Annotated in this window: 17 protein-coding genes and 5 tRNA genes; 7 read left to right on the plus strand and 15 right to left on the minus strand. The window is 37.6% G+C overall.

Going from position 1 to position 16,056, the window contains the following annotated elements; all coding sequences use genetic code 11:
- Nucleotides 1–19: 19 nt before the first annotated feature.
- From sodA to NIZ91_17365, 8 genes are all read right to left on the minus strand, one after another.
- Entirely contained in the window at nucleotides 20–628 is a 609-nt protein-coding gene (gene sodA / locus NIZ91_17330; protein USY54488.1) for a superoxide dismutase SodA, read from the minus strand.
- Nucleotides 629–854: 226 nt separating this feature from the next.
- Nucleotides 855–947 (minus strand) — tRNA-Ser (locus tag NIZ91_17335).
- 10 nt (nucleotides 948–957) lie between these two features.
- Nucleotides 958–1,034: transfer RNA gene (locus NIZ91_17340), tRNA-Ile, on the minus strand.
- A gap of 1 nt (nucleotide 1,035) precedes the next feature.
- Nucleotides 1,036–1,110: transfer RNA gene (locus tag NIZ91_17345), tRNA-Asn, on the minus strand.
- A 33-nt stretch (nucleotides 1,111–1,143) separates the two neighbouring features.
- A tRNA-Met gene (locus NIZ91_17350) sits at nucleotides 1,144–1,217 on the minus strand.
- 1 nt (nucleotide 1,218) lies between these two features.
- A tRNA-Asn gene (locus tag NIZ91_17355) sits at nucleotides 1,219–1,293 on the minus strand.
- Nucleotides 1,294–1,358: 65 nt separating this feature from the next.
- Nucleotides 1,359–1,841, minus strand: a complete 483-nt coding sequence (locus NIZ91_17360; protein ID USY54489.1) for a DUF456 domain-containing protein — start codon at nucleotides 1,839–1,841, stop codon at nucleotides 1,359–1,361.
- A 131-nt stretch (nucleotides 1,842–1,972) separates the two neighbouring features.
- Nucleotides 1,973–3,628 (minus strand): Na/Pi cotransporter family protein, encoded by a 1,656-nt coding sequence (locus NIZ91_17365; protein USY54490.1) that lies wholly within the window; start codon nucleotides 3,626–3,628, stop codon nucleotides 1,973–1,975.
- A gap of 235 nt (nucleotides 3,629–3,863) precedes the next feature.
- Here NIZ91_17365 and NIZ91_17370 point away from each other — a divergent pair, with 235 nt between their 5' ends.
- Nucleotides 3,864–4,640, plus strand: coding sequence for a DUF1189 domain-containing protein (locus NIZ91_17370; protein USY54491.1), 777 nt, complete (start codon nucleotides 3,864–3,866; stop codon nucleotides 4,638–4,640).
- A 320-nt stretch (nucleotides 4,641–4,960) separates the two neighbouring features.
- On the opposite strand, the gene NIZ91_17375 is transcribed toward NIZ91_17370, so the two are convergent.
- Nucleotides 4,961–6,178, minus strand: a complete 1,218-nt coding sequence (locus tag NIZ91_17375) for an MFS transporter (GenBank protein USY54492.1) — start codon at nucleotides 6,176–6,178, stop codon at nucleotides 4,961–4,963.
- Between the two features lie 85 nt (nucleotides 6,179–6,263).
- On the opposite strand from NIZ91_17375, the gene NIZ91_17380 reads away from it, so the two are divergent.
- Entirely contained in the window at nucleotides 6,264–6,593 is a 330-nt protein-coding gene (locus NIZ91_17380) for a LysM domain-containing protein (protein USY54493.1), read from the plus strand.
- 141 nt (nucleotides 6,594–6,734) lie between these two features.
- The gene (gene ispG, locus NIZ91_17385) at nucleotides 6,735–7,838 is read left to right on the plus strand and encodes a flavodoxin-dependent (E)-4-hydroxy-3-methylbut-2-enyl-diphosphate synthase (protein USY54494.1); all 1,104 of its coding nucleotides are present in this window, start codon (nucleotides 6,735–6,737) and stop codon (nucleotides 7,836–7,838) included.
- Nucleotides 7,839–7,874: 36 nt separating this feature from the next.
- Here ispG and NIZ91_17390 read toward each other — a convergent pair whose 3' ends face one another.
- Nucleotides 7,875–8,222: a DUF4190 domain-containing protein gene (locus tag NIZ91_17390; GenBank protein ID USY54495.1), complete on the minus strand. Its 348-nt coding sequence runs from the start codon at nucleotides 8,220–8,222 to the stop codon at nucleotides 7,875–7,877.
- Nucleotides 8,223–8,365: 143 nt separating this feature from the next.
- On the opposite strand from NIZ91_17390, the gene NIZ91_17395 reads away from it, so the two are divergent.
- Nucleotides 8,366–8,938, plus strand: a complete 573-nt coding sequence (locus tag NIZ91_17395; protein ID USY54496.1) for a hypothetical protein — start codon at nucleotides 8,366–8,368, stop codon at nucleotides 8,936–8,938.
- A gap of 51 nt (nucleotides 8,939–8,989) precedes the next feature.
- Here the strand turns inward: NIZ91_17395 and NIZ91_17400 are convergent, their stop codons facing one another.
- The 3 genes from NIZ91_17400 to NIZ91_17410 are packed head-to-tail and all read right to left on the minus strand — an operon-like array spanning nucleotide 8,990 to nucleotide 11,024.
- The gene (locus NIZ91_17400; protein ID USY54497.1) at nucleotides 8,990–9,415 is read right to left on the minus strand and encodes a transcriptional repressor; all 426 of its coding nucleotides are present in this window, start codon (nucleotides 9,413–9,415) and stop codon (nucleotides 8,990–8,992) included.
- Nucleotides 9,412–10,254 carry a metal ABC transporter permease gene (locus NIZ91_17405; GenBank protein USY54498.1) on the minus strand — a complete coding sequence of 281 codons (843 nt, stop codon included), beginning with the start codon at nucleotides 10,252–10,254 and terminating at the stop codon, nucleotides 9,412–9,414. The genes NIZ91_17400 and NIZ91_17405 overlap by 4 nt, the downstream gene beginning before the upstream one ends.
- Entirely contained in the window at nucleotides 10,251–11,024 is a 774-nt protein-coding gene (locus NIZ91_17410; GenBank protein USY57210.1) for a metal ABC transporter ATP-binding protein, read from the minus strand. The genes NIZ91_17405 and NIZ91_17410 overlap by 4 nt, the downstream gene beginning before the upstream one ends.
- Before the next feature lie 217 nt (nucleotides 11,025–11,241).
- Between NIZ91_17410 and NIZ91_17415 the strand changes: the two genes are divergently transcribed.
- Nucleotides 11,242–11,493 (plus strand): DUF2624 domain-containing protein, encoded by a 252-nt coding sequence (locus NIZ91_17415; protein ID USY54499.1) that lies wholly within the window; start codon nucleotides 11,242–11,244, stop codon nucleotides 11,491–11,493.
- 336 nt (nucleotides 11,494–11,829) lie between these two features.
- On the opposite strand, the gene NIZ91_17420 is transcribed toward NIZ91_17415, so the two are convergent.
- On the minus strand, nucleotides 11,830–12,720 hold the full coding sequence (locus NIZ91_17420; GenBank protein USY54500.1) for a deoxyribonuclease IV: 891 nt from the start codon (nucleotides 12,718–12,720) through the stop codon (nucleotides 11,830–11,832).
- Between the two features lie 18 nt (nucleotides 12,721–12,738).
- The gene (locus tag NIZ91_17425; GenBank protein USY54501.1) at nucleotides 12,739–14,058 is read right to left on the minus strand and encodes a DEAD/DEAH box helicase; all 1,320 of its coding nucleotides are present in this window, start codon (nucleotides 14,056–14,058) and stop codon (nucleotides 12,739–12,741) included.
- Between the two features lie 183 nt (nucleotides 14,059–14,241).
- Here NIZ91_17425 and NIZ91_17430 point away from each other — a divergent pair, with 183 nt between their 5' ends.
- Nucleotides 14,242–14,898, plus strand: coding sequence for a YqfQ family protein (locus tag NIZ91_17430; GenBank protein ID USY54502.1), 657 nt, complete (start codon nucleotides 14,242–14,244; stop codon nucleotides 14,896–14,898).
- A 185-nt stretch (nucleotides 14,899–15,083) separates the two neighbouring features.
- Nucleotides 15,084–16,034 carry a 4-hydroxy-3-methylbut-2-enyl diphosphate reductase gene (locus NIZ91_17435; protein ID USY54503.1) on the plus strand — a complete coding sequence of 317 codons (951 nt, stop codon included), beginning with the start codon at nucleotides 15,084–15,086 and terminating at the stop codon, nucleotides 16,032–16,034.
- Nucleotides 16,035–16,056 lie beyond the last annotated feature (22 nt).

Below are 16,056 nucleotides of genomic sequence, written 5' to 3' on the forward strand. Positions count from 1 at the left end.
CTTTACTGGTTTTTTTTTATTATTTTGCTGCTGCGTAACGCTTTGCAACTTCATCCCATTTAATTACATTAAAGAATGCTGAAATGTAATCTGGACGACGGTTTTGGTAGTTTAGATAGTAAGCATGCTCCCAAACGTCTAGTCCTAGGATTGGCGTTTTGCCTTCCATTAGTGGGCTATCTTGGTTTGGTGTGCTTGTTACTTCTAATTCTCCATTGTTTACAACTAACCAAGCCCAGCCAGAACCGAAGCGTGTAGTTGCGGCTTTAGCGAATGCATCTTTAAATGCATCAAAGCTTCCAAATTTGCTGCTGATTGCGTCTGCTAACTCACCTGTTGGCTCACCGCCACCGTTAGGGCAAAGAATTGTCCAAAATAGTGAATGGTTAGCATGTCCACCACCGTTGTTACGTACTGCTGTACGGATGTCTTCTGGTACAGCGTCCATGTTTGAGATTAACTCTTCAACGCTTTTAGAAGCTAAATCAGCTTTTCCTTCTACTGCTGCGTTTAAGTTTGTAACGTAAGTGTTATGATGTTTCGTATGGTGAATGTTCATCGTTTCTTTGTCGATGTGTGGTTCAAGTGCATCGTATGCATAAGGTAATTGTGGTAATTCGTAAGCCATGGGTAATTCCTCCTTTAAAATATGTACCTAATTTGGTGAAAGAAAATTCACCTCATGTTTTTAGATTAGCAAATTTAACCTACGCTTTCAATGAAAAAGCATCTAATCATCATTTATATTTACCCGATTCCCATTGTCTATCCTATTTAAACATAAAATTTTAGCTAAAAACAAAATAAAAAATCTTTCTTTACAATTGTAAAGAAAGATTTATCAGCAATATGTATGGCGGAGGAAGAGGGATTCGAACCCCCGCGGGCTTTAACACCCCTGTCGGTTTTCAAGACCGATCCCTTCAGCCGGACTTGGGTATTCCTCCAACCTTTTCATGGTGGACCCTGCAGGACTCGAACCTGCGACCGGACGGTTATGAGCCGTCTGCTCTAACCAGCTGAGCTAAGGGTCCATGGCTCCACAGGTAGGACTCGAACCTACGACCGATCGGTTAACAGCCGATTGCTCTACCACTGAGCTACTGTGGAATAATAATATGTAAACTTTGTCACTGAAAGGTATAGCGGCGGAGGGGATCGAACCCCCGACCTCACGGGTATGAACCGTACGCTCTAGCCAGCTGAGCTACACCGCCATGGCTCCACAGGTAGGACTCGAACCTACGACCGATCGGTTAACAGCCGATTGCTCTACCACTGAGCTACTGTGGAACGATATAACATTTATTAGCGACATTAAAAATTTAACATGATTTTAAATAAAAGTCAACAAATTATTATAAAACAACAATAAGGAAATATATAATCATTGCCGCTTGAATAATTCCTTTTGAAATGGCCCCGCTGAAAAAACCAACTAACGAACCAAAACCAATTTTCACAGCATTTTGAACACTAGTACGATGTACGACTAGCTCTCCAATCACCGCTCCTAAAAATGGACCAAGTAGTATCCCAATTCCAGGAATTAAAAACGGGCCAACCAATAACCCAATGGTGCTTCCCCAAATTCCTGCTTTTGTTCCACCAAACTTTTTAACCCCAATTAGATTTGCCAAATAATCAGCTGCAAAAAGCGCTGCTACAAGCAGACCTTGAATAAGTACAAACAAGAAGGTATATGGCTCAAAACTATAGAAGAAACCGTACAATAAAAACCCCAATGCTACAAACAGTACGCTTGGGATAATAGGATAGATTAATCCAATAAATGATACTACAAAACAAACTACAATGAGTGTCCAATATAAAAAGTCCAACTTAACACGTTCCCTTTCATCTCAATCTCTATTTGCCATTATCAAACAGTATACACCTTAACAACTTTTTTGATAATAATATTCCATAAAAAAGAGCGACCTTTTAATAAGTCGCTCTTTTTAGCTTATTTTTATTTAGATTTTTGAGCCACGCTTTTTTTATTTTCGCCTAATACCGCTTCTGCAATATTAACAGCATGATCTCCAATACGCTCTAAGTTACTGATAATGTCAACAAATACAATTCCAGCTGACCCTGTGCAAGCTCCTTCATTCAAGCGTAAAATATGCTTTTTACGAAGTGAACGCTCCATGCTGTCAATTTGATCTTCTTGCTGCATAACGTGAACAGCCTTTTCACGATCGTTGTGCTCTAGTGCTGCAACAGCTTCTTTAACTGTTGAAATTGTTAGCTCGAACATTTCTGCTAAATCTTTATTAGCTTCAGATGTTACTTTTACTTTGTTAGTGATTTGATAGTCAACGAGCTCAACGATATTTTCGAAATGATCTCCAATACGTTCAATATCACGAGCTGTGTCTAACAACATTGAATGCTCTTCACTTTCTGACGCTGACATAGAAGAAGAAGAAAGTAAAATTAAATAGTTGGTAATTTTTTTATCCAAATTATTAATAGCATCTTCAATTTGTAGAGCCATATCAGAATGCTTATGTTGCTTCGTTTTTAAATAATTGTTTGCTTCTTCTAATCCAATTGTTGAGAACTGTCCCATACGAACTAGCTCTTCTTTTGCTTGTCCTAACGCAATCGATGGTGATTGCTCAATAAAAACTGGATCTAGATGTTTCGGTTTAAAGTCAACTAGCGCATCGTCTCCAGGGATTGCTTTTGTTACGATATAAGCCAAGAAACCGATTAATGGGAACTGGATAATCGTGTTAGAAATATTAAATGCACCGTGCGCAAACGCAATCGTCATTTCTGGGTTTAAACTTAGCACCCCTTGTAGATAGATGATGAATTTAGTAAATACAGGTAAAATAATTAAGAAAATTACTGTACCCACAATATTAAATACAACATGGGTTAACGCTGCGCGTCTTGCCGCAACGCTTGCACCAATAGATGCTAAAATTGCTGTAATGGTAGTACCAATATTGTCACCAAATAATACCGGTAACGCTGCATAAATATCGATTGCTCCTTGTCCAAAAAGCTCCTGTAAGATACCAATTGTTGCACTTGAACTTTGAACGATAACTGTAAACACCGTACCAATGACAACACCTAAAATTGGATTATCACTCATGCTTACCGTTAAATCTTGAAACGCTTGAAGTGAACGGAGTGGCTTCATGCCATCACCCATTAGCTCTAGTCCAAAGAATAACATTCCAAAGCCAAACACAATTTGTCCAAAGTTTTGAACTGGCTTGCTCTTGAAGAAGAACAATAGGAGAGCACCCACAGCTAAAATAGGTAACGCATAATCTGAAATTTTAATACCGATTATGAAAGCTGTAACGGTTGTTCCGATATTCGCTCCCATAATAACTCCAATTGCTTGACGTAAGTTCATAAAACCAGCACTTACTAACCCGACTGTAATAACGGTTGTTCCAGAACTACTTTGAATGAGTATGGTAACCAAAATCCCTGCAAGCACACCCATAAATGGATTTGTTGTAAAACGATCTAGTATATCGCGCAATTTATCTCCGGCTGACTTTTGTAAGCCATCACCCATGAATTTAATCCCAAACAGGAAAATCCCGAGGCCACCGATAAATTCAAATATCATCTTCTGAACATCTAGTTCCAAAGAATTCCACTCCTATCTCTACAGTTTCATTTTTCGACAGACATCTACAAGTCCCACATAATTATTAACGTAAAATAAATGTTGTGTAAACGCTGATTCTGAAAAATTTACATTATCTTAACATTTCATTTACATAACACAGCATCTACATAAAAAAAATCACCTTTTCGCACTTTCATTATGAATATAATGGTAAAATAAAAAGCAAATATTACTAAAATAAGGAGCTTTGTCCATGGAAATGTTTCGCCGCTTTTTAATGAGTACATACCTTCCAAAAAAAGTAGTGATGCTTAGATTTGAACATCCAAATAAAACCATCGGTTATGTTTTATTGTTAACTGCTTTCTCATTACTACCAGCTTTGCTTTTTATGATACCCACAATTGTAAGCGGTTATCAAAATGCCATTCAGTATATTACAACACCATCCACAACTGTTTACCTTGAAGATTACACACTTTACGAAGAAGGAAAAAGGAATATTTCTAGTTCTTCATTTACTCTAGATTCCACGACTACAACTGAGGAAGTTTCAATTACACCGCCTTTATACGGAATAGGATTGGTGAAAGATGGTGTCTTTCTTGCCATTAAAGGACAAGCACAAGTGTATTCATACGAACTTTTAGGTTGGGACTCTTTAAGCAAAGTGGATCTTTTACATCACTTAAAGGATATTAAAAATACGCTTTTTGTTTTTATTCCTCTCTCTGTCTTTTTATTATTTTGTTTAACAGCAGGATTAAAGTTTATTCAAATTACACTTTTCGCTGTAATTGGTCTGTACGCGAGTCGCTTCACCAAAAAAACAGTAACGTTCAAACATGCTTGGGTATTGAGTGCTTACAGCATTACTCCCATGACTGTTCTATTTATGATTATTGATTTATTCTCTTATTCTGCCCCTTACTCAACAAGCCTTTATTTAGCTGGAGTGCTATTTACGTATGTATTTATTTTATCGAGGCTTCCAATTAAAAAGGAAAAGGGTATCTCTTTAAACGCTTAAGAGGTACCCTTTATATTAATAAAAAAACTGAGCGACTTGCTGTAGCTTTTTGGAGAGTATGGTTAACTCTTGTGCTATTTACTCAGTGTTTTCAACATGCTTTCTTTAGCTATTAAAAGTATGTACAAAGCTCCGTGGTACTCGCAACCACTTCTTTGGAAACTGCCATTAAGCTTTCAGCGAATGGATTGATTTCTGATATCATGTATCTCATTTATCACACATAGATGCAACTTTGTTCCCTCTTTTAATTAGTAGTCCAAAGTATGAGAGAAGGTTGTAAACTCTATATAAAGAAATTGTTCTTTTTAAATGAAAAACTACTTCAGTTTCACCTTTACAACTTTTCTCTTTCCGATATCAACTGAGCTGAAGATTCGTAAAATCAGCCATCCGCCCGCTATGAGCAAAGTTAGGAAACTATACATGTACATGCTTTTTTCATTTACCATCCAAACTCCATATACGATGGGTCCTAAAGCAACACCTAGAAACCGGGTTGTGCCGTATAACGACACAACAAACCCTCTTTCTGCATCTGAAGTTGTAGACGTAATCATCATGTTCACACACGGCAACACAAAGCCAAGCCCGCCAAAAGCAAGCGTCAAACTAAACATTAGAACAGAAAGAGAATGGACAAAAATAAGCAAACCAAACGTTATAAATAATAAACTCGTACCTAGAAGCATTAATTTCTTCATTAAGACCTCATCATTTTTAATTCGTTTTCCACTCCAATAAGAAGCAAGGGTCATCGCAGTGAGAGGGAAGAAAAAAGCTGTCCCTTTAAAAAAGCCATCGATATGATACGTTTCTTGAATTAAAAAGGATAGAAAGTACAGAACACCAAAGACAATAAACAGCCCTACCCCTCCTATAAAAAAAAGAGGAAACAATTCTCTCTTCCGTTGATAAACAATCCGAAAAGCTTGTTGAAAATAAGCTCGAATTCCTAACGCATTTTCACTGTTCTTTACATTTTCTACGTATCGATTAATACCTAAAAAAGCCATTAATGCAACCAAAGGATAGACAATGAAAACGGCAGACCATGTTACGAGCGCAACAGTCGCACCTATAATAGGAGCAATGACTTTTCCAACTCCGTTATATACTTCTAACAACCCTAATGCCGTCGCCCGCTTGTCATTATGAAACACATCACCTACTAAAGCCATTGCAAGAGTTGTCGTACCTGCTGCTCCTATTCCCTGTATTACTCGCCCTCCAATTAATATTGAAAACGCCTGACTTGGTATTGCCATACTAAAAAAAGATACAATACTTCCTACCATAATAAAAGTTAACGAAATTAAGATAAGTTTTTTTCTACCATAACGATCTGATAAGATACCTGCAATTGGAATTAAGATGGCTGCTGGAATTGTAAAAGCACTTAAGATAAAGCCCGTTTGTAATTCATTTAAATCCAACGACTGCTGAATATTTGGTAACAGAGGAATCAAGGTAGAATTCCCCAGAACCATAATGAGCGGTAATAGTCCTAGTGAAATCATCATTAATTTTTCTTTCAAAATAAATTCTCCATTCATAGTTAAAGTTGGACAAGCATAAGCTATAACACCCTGTTTATTTAAAATTTGCTTTCAGGAGGAGCTTATGAAAAGACTATCTGCCCTTGCCGCTCTCGCATTTGTTGGTTATATTTGTCATTATGATATTAAATATGGTACGATTCCTTCCTCAACTGAAGCTGCTCCTGTTCTGGCAAATGTTGAGAAAGAACAGCCAACACAAACAACAACACATTTTATAGAAGTAAAAGTAAAAGCTGGAGATACGGTATTGTCTATTATGGAAAAGTCATTAAAAGGTTCTATTCCCGTTTCAATCAATCAGCTGTCAAAAGACTTTACCACTTTAAATAACGGGCTTTCTCCACATGAAATCCAAGTTGGAAAAACATATAAATTCCCTACTTACAAGTAATTACAGCATACTTCTTGTCAAACAAAGATTGTCATTGTTAAAATAAACAGGCAACACTTTATACTAGTTATTTTATCTATAAAGAGTTATTCTATTAATGAATCTAAATTCTTGATTTCTTTTTGAAGGAGAGATTATCACGTGAGTGAAATTATACATCGTACAAAAACACGCCCTGTTAAAGTTGGAAATTTAACAATCGGTGGCAATAATGAAGTAGTTATCCAAAGTATGACAACAACAAAGACACATGATGTTGAAGCAACGGTCGCTGAGATTAAGCGCCTAGAAGAAGCAGGCTGTCAAGTTGTTCGCGTAGCTTGCCCAGATGAGCGCGCAGCAAATGCTATTGCAGATATTAAAAAACAAATTAACATCCCTTTAGTTGTTGACATTCATTTCGATTACCGTCTTGCTTTAAAAGCAATTGAAGGCGGAGCTGATAAAATCCGAATTAATCCAGGAAACATTGGACGCCGTGAAAAAGTTGAAGCTGTTGTTAACGCTGCAAAAGCTAAAGGCATTCCAATTCGTATTGGAGTTAACGCAGGCTCACTTGAAAAGCGTATTCTAGATAAATACGGATATCCAACAGCTGATGGAATGGTTGAAAGTGCATTACATCACATTAAAATTCTAGAAGATCTAGACTTCCACGATATCATCGTATCTATGAAGGCTTCTGATGTAAACCTGGCAATTGAAGCATATGAAAAAGCAGCAAAAGCTTTTGATTATCCTTTACACTTAGGTATCACAGAGTCTGGTACGTTATTTGCAGGAACAGTAAAAAGTGCTGCTGGATTAGGTGCTATCCTATCCAAAGGTATTGGAAATACCGTTCGCGTATCTTTGAGTGCTGATCCTGTTGAAGAGGTAAAAGTGGCTCGCGAATTATTAAAATCATTCGGCTTAGCAGCTAACGCAGCGACTTTAATTTCTTGTCCTACATGTGGACGCATTGAAATCGACCTTATTAGCATCGCAAACGAAGTTGAAGAGTATATTTCACATATTAAAGCACCGATTAAAGTTGCTGTATTAGGTTGTGCAGTAAATGGACCTGGTGAAGCTCGCGAGGCAGATATCGGAATAGCTGGTGCAAGAGGTGAAGGATTGCTCTTCCGCAAAGGAGAAATCGTTCGCAAGGTTCCAGAAGAAACAATGGTTGAAGAGTTGAAAAAAGAAGTCGATAAGATTGCTGAAGAATATTATGAAAAGCAAAAAGCAGAACAAAACACTTAAAAAACAGGGTACCCAAACGGTACCCTGTTTTCTTTGTTAAAAGAACGGGAGGATAAAGGTTCCCACAATAATGGATACAATCCCAATCCCTATTGCCCATGCTCCTAACGTGTTTGCTCCTTTTCTTCGTGCGATAAACCCTAAAATAATCCCAGCTGCGCCAAGGATAATTGGCAAGAAAAATAACGAAAGAATGGATAGGATCAGCGCAAAGCGCCCATACCCTTTTCCTTCATCTTGACCAACTACTTCATGTTCACGATGAATATGCTCTTCACGTCCTGAAGCTGGAACTGCTATCTCAGCAGCTGTTTCTTCCATAAAGTCCGCTTCGTACGCGTCGTAATCTGTATCCTTACGTCGTTCATGCTGCTCATTCTCCATGTCTATCCCTCACTTTCTGAAATAAAGGAGCATTTATAGTATGTGATGTCATCTTAAAATTATAGTTGTTAATGTTTTCTTACTTTAGTACACTTAACATAACAAACCGCTAGAGAAGATTTTACAGATTGGAGTGCAATTGTTTGTCTAAACGATTTGGAATTGATATTGATGGAACAGTTACTTCACCCGAAACATTTGTTCCTCATTTAAATAAAGCATTTAATGCAAATTTAACTTACGAAGATATTACGGAGTATGATTTCTTACCTTTTGTAAATGCTACTCGTGAAGAATTAGCACAATGGTTTACAGACAACGAAGCCGCAATTTACAAGTCATCCCCTCTTGCTTCCCACGCAAAAGAAATTTTACAACAGTGGCATAAGCAGCATGAACTTTTTTTTATCAGTGCTCGCTCAGATAAACTATTAGATGTGACGAAAAATTGGTTTAATGAACATGATGTATCGTTTCATCATATTGAACTTATTGGAACACATTTCAAAGTAGAAGCAGCAAAAAAGTACAAAGTGGATATATTCTTTGAAGACAAACATGACAATGCTTGTGATATAAGTGAAGAGTGTGATATACCTGTCATTCTTTTTGATACGCCATATAACCGTCTTCCAGTGCCTTCAAAAGTTGTACGAGTTCACAATTGGTTAGAAGCAAATGAATGGGTAAACAATTGGATCAAAAAGCAATCGTAATGACAAAAACAAAAGGCGAACTTAGCTAAGTTCGCCTTCTTTTTATCAAATTCAGTTTACCACTTGCTCGTTACAATCCGTACACTTACCGTAGATTTCAAATTTATGTCCCGTTACATCGAATCCCTCTAAATCTTCGTTTACATACTTCATTGGACAAGCATCAATTTCTTTTGTTTTGCCACATTGTAAGCAAATAAAGTGATGATGGTGGTGTTTAGTTGCACATTTAAAGCGGAAATGCTTTTCACTTGAAAGCTCCGTCATCTCTAATATGCCAAGGTCTGCAAATAGTGATAAGTTACGATAAATAGTATCAAAGCTAAGACCTGGATAATCCAATCGCATATGCTCTAACACATCTTTAGCCGTTAAATACTTATCCGTTTTTGAAAACAACGCAAGCATTTCTTCTCGTTTTCCAGTATGCTTATATCCTTCATCTTTTAACAAATTAATTGCTTCTGACAAATTCATTTTCTTTTCCCCTTTCGCCCTTTGTTAATCATGATTGATATAATTAAAATTATAACAGCAATGACAACAATTGTACCTCCGGGAGCTAAATCTAAATAGTAAGCTGAAAACAATCCACCTAGTACGGATACTTCTCCAAAAATGACCGATAATAAAATGGTTTGTTTGAAACCATTAGCTAAGCGAATGCTCGCTGCTACCGGGAGCGTCATTAAGGATGACACTAATAAAATCCCAACAATTCGCATGGAAACCGCAATAACTAAAGCAACCATTACGATAAATAAAAAATGCACCCATTTCGCTTTAATGCCAGATGCTGACGCATGCTCTTCATCAAAGGATAAAATAAACAATTCTTTATAAAATACGAAAACGAGCGTAATAACTACTACCGCAATACCAATAACCGTCCATAAATCTGATCGGCTTACAGCGCTGACGCTACCAAACAAATAATTCATTAAGTCATTGTTAAAGCCATCTGCTAATGAAATGCAAATGGCGCTAATTCCTATTCCGCCCGATAAAATAATGGGAATGGCTAATTCTTGGTAATGCTTGTAAACCGCACGTAGCTTTTCAATGAAAAGCGATCCTCCAACCGAAGCAACCATTCCTAAATATAGTGGATTTACCCCTTGCATAAACCCTACTTTCTGACTCAATAACAAACTAAAAGAAATGCCGGCAAGAGTTACATGGCTAAGTGCATCTGCAATAAGAGAAAGGCGGCGCACAACGATAAAAGCGCCTAAAAGCGGAGCTAAGACCCCAATGATCATTCCCGTTGCAAATGCATTGCGTAAAAATTCAAATTCAAATAAGCTTGCAATCATGCGTGCTGCCCTCCATGGTCATGGTGATGAGTTAACATATGAACGTCATGTCCATAAAACATGGATACATCATGCTCACAAAACGTTTCAAAGTCCTTTGATTCCCCATGAAAATGTAAAAATTTATTTAAACACGCAACGTGCGTTACTTTATCAGTAATCGTTCCAATATCATGTGTAACAAGTAACAGAGTAATTCCGTGCTCCTTATTTAGTTTTTCTAATAATTGATAAAAATTTTGAACATTTTGAGCATCCACACCAACCGTAGGCTCATCTAATATGAGTAGCTCCGGGTCACTTACAAGAGCACGTGCGATGAAAATGCGCTGTTGCTGCCCACCCGATAACTCACCTATGTTTCGATTTATAAACTCACTCATACCAACAGCAGCTATTGCTTCTTTAACTTTTTTTCGATGTGCTGGTGTCATAAACTTAAACAATCCAATCTTAGATGTTAGCCCTGTTGATACAACTTCAAATACCGTTGCGGGAAAACCGCTGTTAAAGCTATTTGCTTTTTGTGACACATAGCCAATTTTGCTTCGCTCTTTAAATTTTCTTTGTTCTGTTCCAAATAAGCGAATTAACCCTTTTGAAGGCTTCTGCAGTCCCAGAATACATTTAATGAGCGTTGATTTTCCAGAACCATTTGGACCTACAAGTCCTAAAAAGGATCCTTTTGGAATTGAAAAGCTAATGTCCTCTAAAACATATCTCCCATCATATTGGAACGATAATTGTTCAACTTCAATAGCATTCGCTATACTCATATTTATCACCATTCTTTTCTATATTTAAGCACGACGAACAGGGCACGGTTTCATTATTTTAGCCGTTACCCCATTCACGTCAGAATCGTTACGATTTAATCATTCTAGTAGTATACCTCAATCCTACTTTGTTGTAAATGTTAATACATAAAGAAAATCAGCACATGTTGCACTTTCCCTCATACAATGTATATAACGAGGAGGGATTGACATGAAATTAGTTCAACAAATCGTTAACAAAAAAGTGAATAGCTTAACACCAAACGAGTTGCTTAAATATAGTAAACAGTATAATGTGTTTATTACACCCGAGCAGGCTCATACTCTTGTGAACGTCATTAGGCAAAAACCTGTAAACATTTATAATGAAGCTGAGCGTCGTTATTTAATTAAGCAAATTGCTCAAGTAACAGATCGGGAAACAGCTAAAAAGGTCAATGAGCTGTTCCAAAAACTGATGTAACATAAACAAAGAATCTAGGAAAACGAAATGATTCTTTCTCAAACACGACTTATGCCTTTTCTAAAATCTTTTAGGCTGCAATAACAAGCTCATTCCATGATGCTGCAGACACTCGCTTTTCGCAGGGAGGAACCTGGTTCTCCTCGCTGTGCTGCGGGGTCTCAGCCTTTCCTCTAGTTCCCTCTGGAGCTATGTATCTTACGCTCCATTCCACTAGGCTTTTTAACTTATTTTTGGAACAAATAAAAAGATACCCAAACTATTAAAAGTCGTTACCTTCCACTAGTTCGGATATCTCGTTCGCTCAAATACTTATGTCTCAGCTTATTTTAACTGTTAGTTCATCAGCTTATTTTGTAACTCGGGATCGAATACTTTTGCTTTTAACATATCAATTTCAAGCTTATATGGTGCTTTTTTCGTCTTTTTATCCACGCCAACGTACGGTGTTTCTAGAATCTTCGGCACATCTGCAAATGCTGGATGATGAACAATGTAATTTAACGCGTCAAAGCCAATATGACCAAAGCCAATATTTTCATGTCGGTCTTTTTTAGCCCCACAGCTATTTTTACTATCGTTAACATGCAGTACTTTAATACGATCAATCCCCACCATTTTATCAAATTCATTTAATACTCCATCAAAATCGTTCACAATATCATATCCTGCATCGTGAACGTGGCATGTATCAAAACAAACCGATAACTTTTCGTTATGCGTAACACCATCAATGATCATAGCAATTTCCTCAAAACTTCGTCCACATTCAGATCCTTTTCCCGCCATTGTTTCTAAGGCAATCTGTACTTCTTGGTCTGGGCGAAGCACTTCATTTAATCCGCTGATAATCTGCTTGATACCTGTTTCTGTGCCAGCTCCTACATGAGCTCCTGGGTGAAGTACAATTTGGCGAGCACCAAGAGCATGGGTACGCTGAATTTCTGAAGTTAAAAACTCTACTCCAAGCTCAAACGTGGCTGGATTTGTTGTATTACCAATATTAATGATATATGGAGCATGCACAACGATGTTATCAATACCGTTTTCTTTCATATGCTGTAGACCAGCTTCAATGTTTAGCTCTTCAATTTTTTTACGCCTTGTGTTTTGAGGAGCGCCCGTATAAATCATAAACGTATTAGCTCCATACGAAACAGCTTCTTCACTAGCCCCAAGCAGCATCTTTTTCCCACTCATTGATACGTGCGAACCGATTTTTAACATGTTGTTACCACCTCTGTTTTATCGATTATTGCGGCGCTCGCTTCTCTTTTTCTTTTGAACAAACTTTTGAATTTCACGAGCACGTTTTTTCTTATAGCCAGGTTTTACTTTCTTTGGCTTTTGAATTAAGCGACTTGCTTCTTTATCAACATCATCCGTTTTTTTCTGACGTTTTTTACGACGGTTGCGGTCATCAATTGAAATCCATTCACCGTTTTTCAAGTCTTTGTTCACAAACTCTATTCCCATTTTCTCAAGTCGAATCACCGCATCTTCATCTTCTACATCATACATTGTAGCAGCAATCCCTGAATATCCAGCACGTGCTGTACGTCCTACACGGTGAATATAAAAATCTAGATCTGAAGGAAGTTCAAAGTTAATTACGTGACTAATGCCCTCGATGTCAATACCGCGAGCTGCTAAATCTGTTGCTACAACGTATTGAAACTCTAGGTTTGAAATTTGTTTCATCATCTTCTTACGATCACGTGGCGTTAAATCCCCATGAATACGCCCTACACGAAGGCCTTTTGCCATTAAATCATCCGCTACTTCATCAGCCATCTTCTTCGTGTTGGTAAACACAATGGCTAAGTATGGATTATAAGAAACAAGCATATCGTGTAAAAGTTTAAACTTGTTACGATGACGAAGGGGTACTAATACATGCTCTAGCTTAGCTGCTGCTACTTGATTTGGTGCCACATGAGAATATTTAGGGTTATCCATATATTTTTTCAAGAATGGCTTTAATTTCTCTGGAATTGTAGCTGAGAATACAAGCATTTGAAGCTTTTCAGGCATGCTGCTTGCCAAACGATCTACATCTTCTAAAAAGCCCATATCAAGCATTAAATCCGCTTCATCTACAACGATTGCTGCAGTCGTATGAACAAATAACGCTTTTTCATTTACTAAATCAAATAGACGTGAAGGTGTTCCAACTACAATTTGTGGCTGTTTTTTTAACTTTTCAATCGTACGCTGCTTGTCTGTTCCACCAATAAAACATTTTGCTGTAATTTCTTTTCCTTCTTCACAGTATTTCGTAATCTTTAATACTTCTTGATAAATTTGTGAAGCTAGCTCACGTGTTGGAGCTGCAATAACAACCTGTACTTCTTGCTTTGCCGGATTCACTTTTTCTAAAAGAGGAAGTAAATATGCATGTGTTTTACCTGTTCCTGTTTGCGACTGACCAATAACGCTGTCTCCTTTTAAAACTGATGGAATCAAGCGTTCTTGAATTTCTGTTGGGTTATAAAACCCTAATTGCTTAATTGCTTCTATTAAAAATGGCTGTAGCTCAAAACGTTCAAAGTTAGTTTTTTCCATATTAAATCTCCTTTTTTTACTGTCACGTTCAATTTTAAACACAATATATGATTATAATCCATTTTGCTCTCGCTGACTACTGATCATTTTGATTCTAAAAACTTATGTTGGGTTTTGCAAACATTTTCGGTACAAATGCATAGGATAAAGAAGAAGTTTACTAACCTAAAGGAGGTGCGCTCTTTGATTCCAAGAAGACCATCCTTTCCCCCTCGTATGCAGAGCCCATTTGGACCTACTAATACTCAACAAACATTCTTCCCGAATACACAGGGAATCAACCCTCAAGGAACGCCTCGTGGTCCAGGAAATTTGCTAGCTCGTATATTTGGAAGAGGTCGTGCTGGTGCCAGAGGCACTGAAGCCTTTGGAGGTTCTGGAGCTGCTGGAGCTCAAAGGATGATTCCACCTACTTCTCTATTCAATACGGTTCAAAGTGCAGCTACACCCGCATCGTCTGCTTCATTATTAAGCAATTTACAAAATTTAACGAACCCTGCTACGCTGAGCTCCATGATGACCAATATTCAAAAGGTTATTAAAGTGGCTGAAACAATGGGGCCAATGGTACAACAGTACGGACCACTCGTTAAAAACGCTCCGTCTCTTATAAAAATGTATCAGCTACTACGCACAGCGGATACAGGTGAAGAGGAAGAAGATGACGCAAGTAACAATAGCGAAGAAAAAAACAATGAAGGAAGCACCCAAATTAATAATTCTCAAGAGAACGAGAACGAAAAAGAAAAGAAATTAGAAAGCGACGAATTTAATTTTGATGATGAAGAAATTAAACCCGTTAAAAAAGTACGCCAATCAACACCAAAGCTTTATATTTAACAAAAGAAAGGTAGAGAGGTTAACATCTACCTTTTATACATATTGTCACCCAAAAAGAAAGACTAATGTCAATTATAGAGAGGAAGCATTACACGACCAATATATCCTTTGTATTATTGTTCATGCTTTTATATAATAGAAAAGAGTTTACAAATACTCGTCACCTTATGATGAGGAGGATACTAATGAAAGTTATAAAAATTGCTCCACGCGGCTATTGCTATGGAGTTGTTGATGCAATGGTTATTGCACGCAACGCAGCTTTGGATACATCACTTCCACGCCCAATTTATATATTAGGCATGATTGTGCATAACAAACACGTAACAGACGCGTTTGAAGAAGATGGAATCATTACCCTAGACGGTGCAAATCGTTTAGAGATTTTAGATAAAATTAATGAAGGTACGGTCATTTTTACAGCTCATGGTGTATCACCAGAAGTAAAAGAGCGCGCAAAAGAAAAAGGACTTGTTACAATTGACGCAACGTGCCCAGACGTAACCAAAACACATGACCTTATTCTTGCAAAAGAGAAAGAAGGCTATGAAGTCGTTTATATCGGTAAAAAAGGCCATCCTGAGCCGGAAGGAGCAGTGGGTATTGCGCCTCACATCGTTCATCTAATTGAAAAAGAAGAAGATGTAGAATCCCTTGATATTACAAGAGATAAAATCATTGTGACGAATCAAACAACAATGAGCCAATGGGACGTAGCCGATGTGATTGAAAAAGTTCAGGAGAAATACCCTCATGCTGAAGTGCATAAAGAAATTTGTCTAGCAACACAAGTACGTCAAGAAGCGGTAGCAGAACAAGCTGGAGAAGCTGACGTGACAATTGTTGTTGGTGATCCAAAAAGTAATAATTCTAACCGTCTAGCGCAAGTTTCTGAAGAGATTGCTGGAACAAAAGCTTATCGTATTAGCGATATTTCTGAGCTTAAAGTAGCTTGGTTGAAAGATGCTACTTCAGTCGCTGTAACGGCTGGTGCATCCACTCCTACGCCAATTACAAAAGAAGTCATTAAGTTTCTAGAGCAGTTTGACCCTGCTGACGAAACAACATGGACACTTGAAAAAACTGTTCCATTATCGAAAATCTTACCAAAAGTACGTACGAAAAAATCATCCTAAAAAAGATGCTCTGATGAGCATC

The organism is Bacillus sp. 1780r2a1 (assembly GCA_024134725.1).
GTDB classification, from domain to species: domain Bacteria; phylum Bacillota; class Bacilli; order Bacillales; family Bacillaceae_H; genus Priestia; species Priestia aryabhattai_A.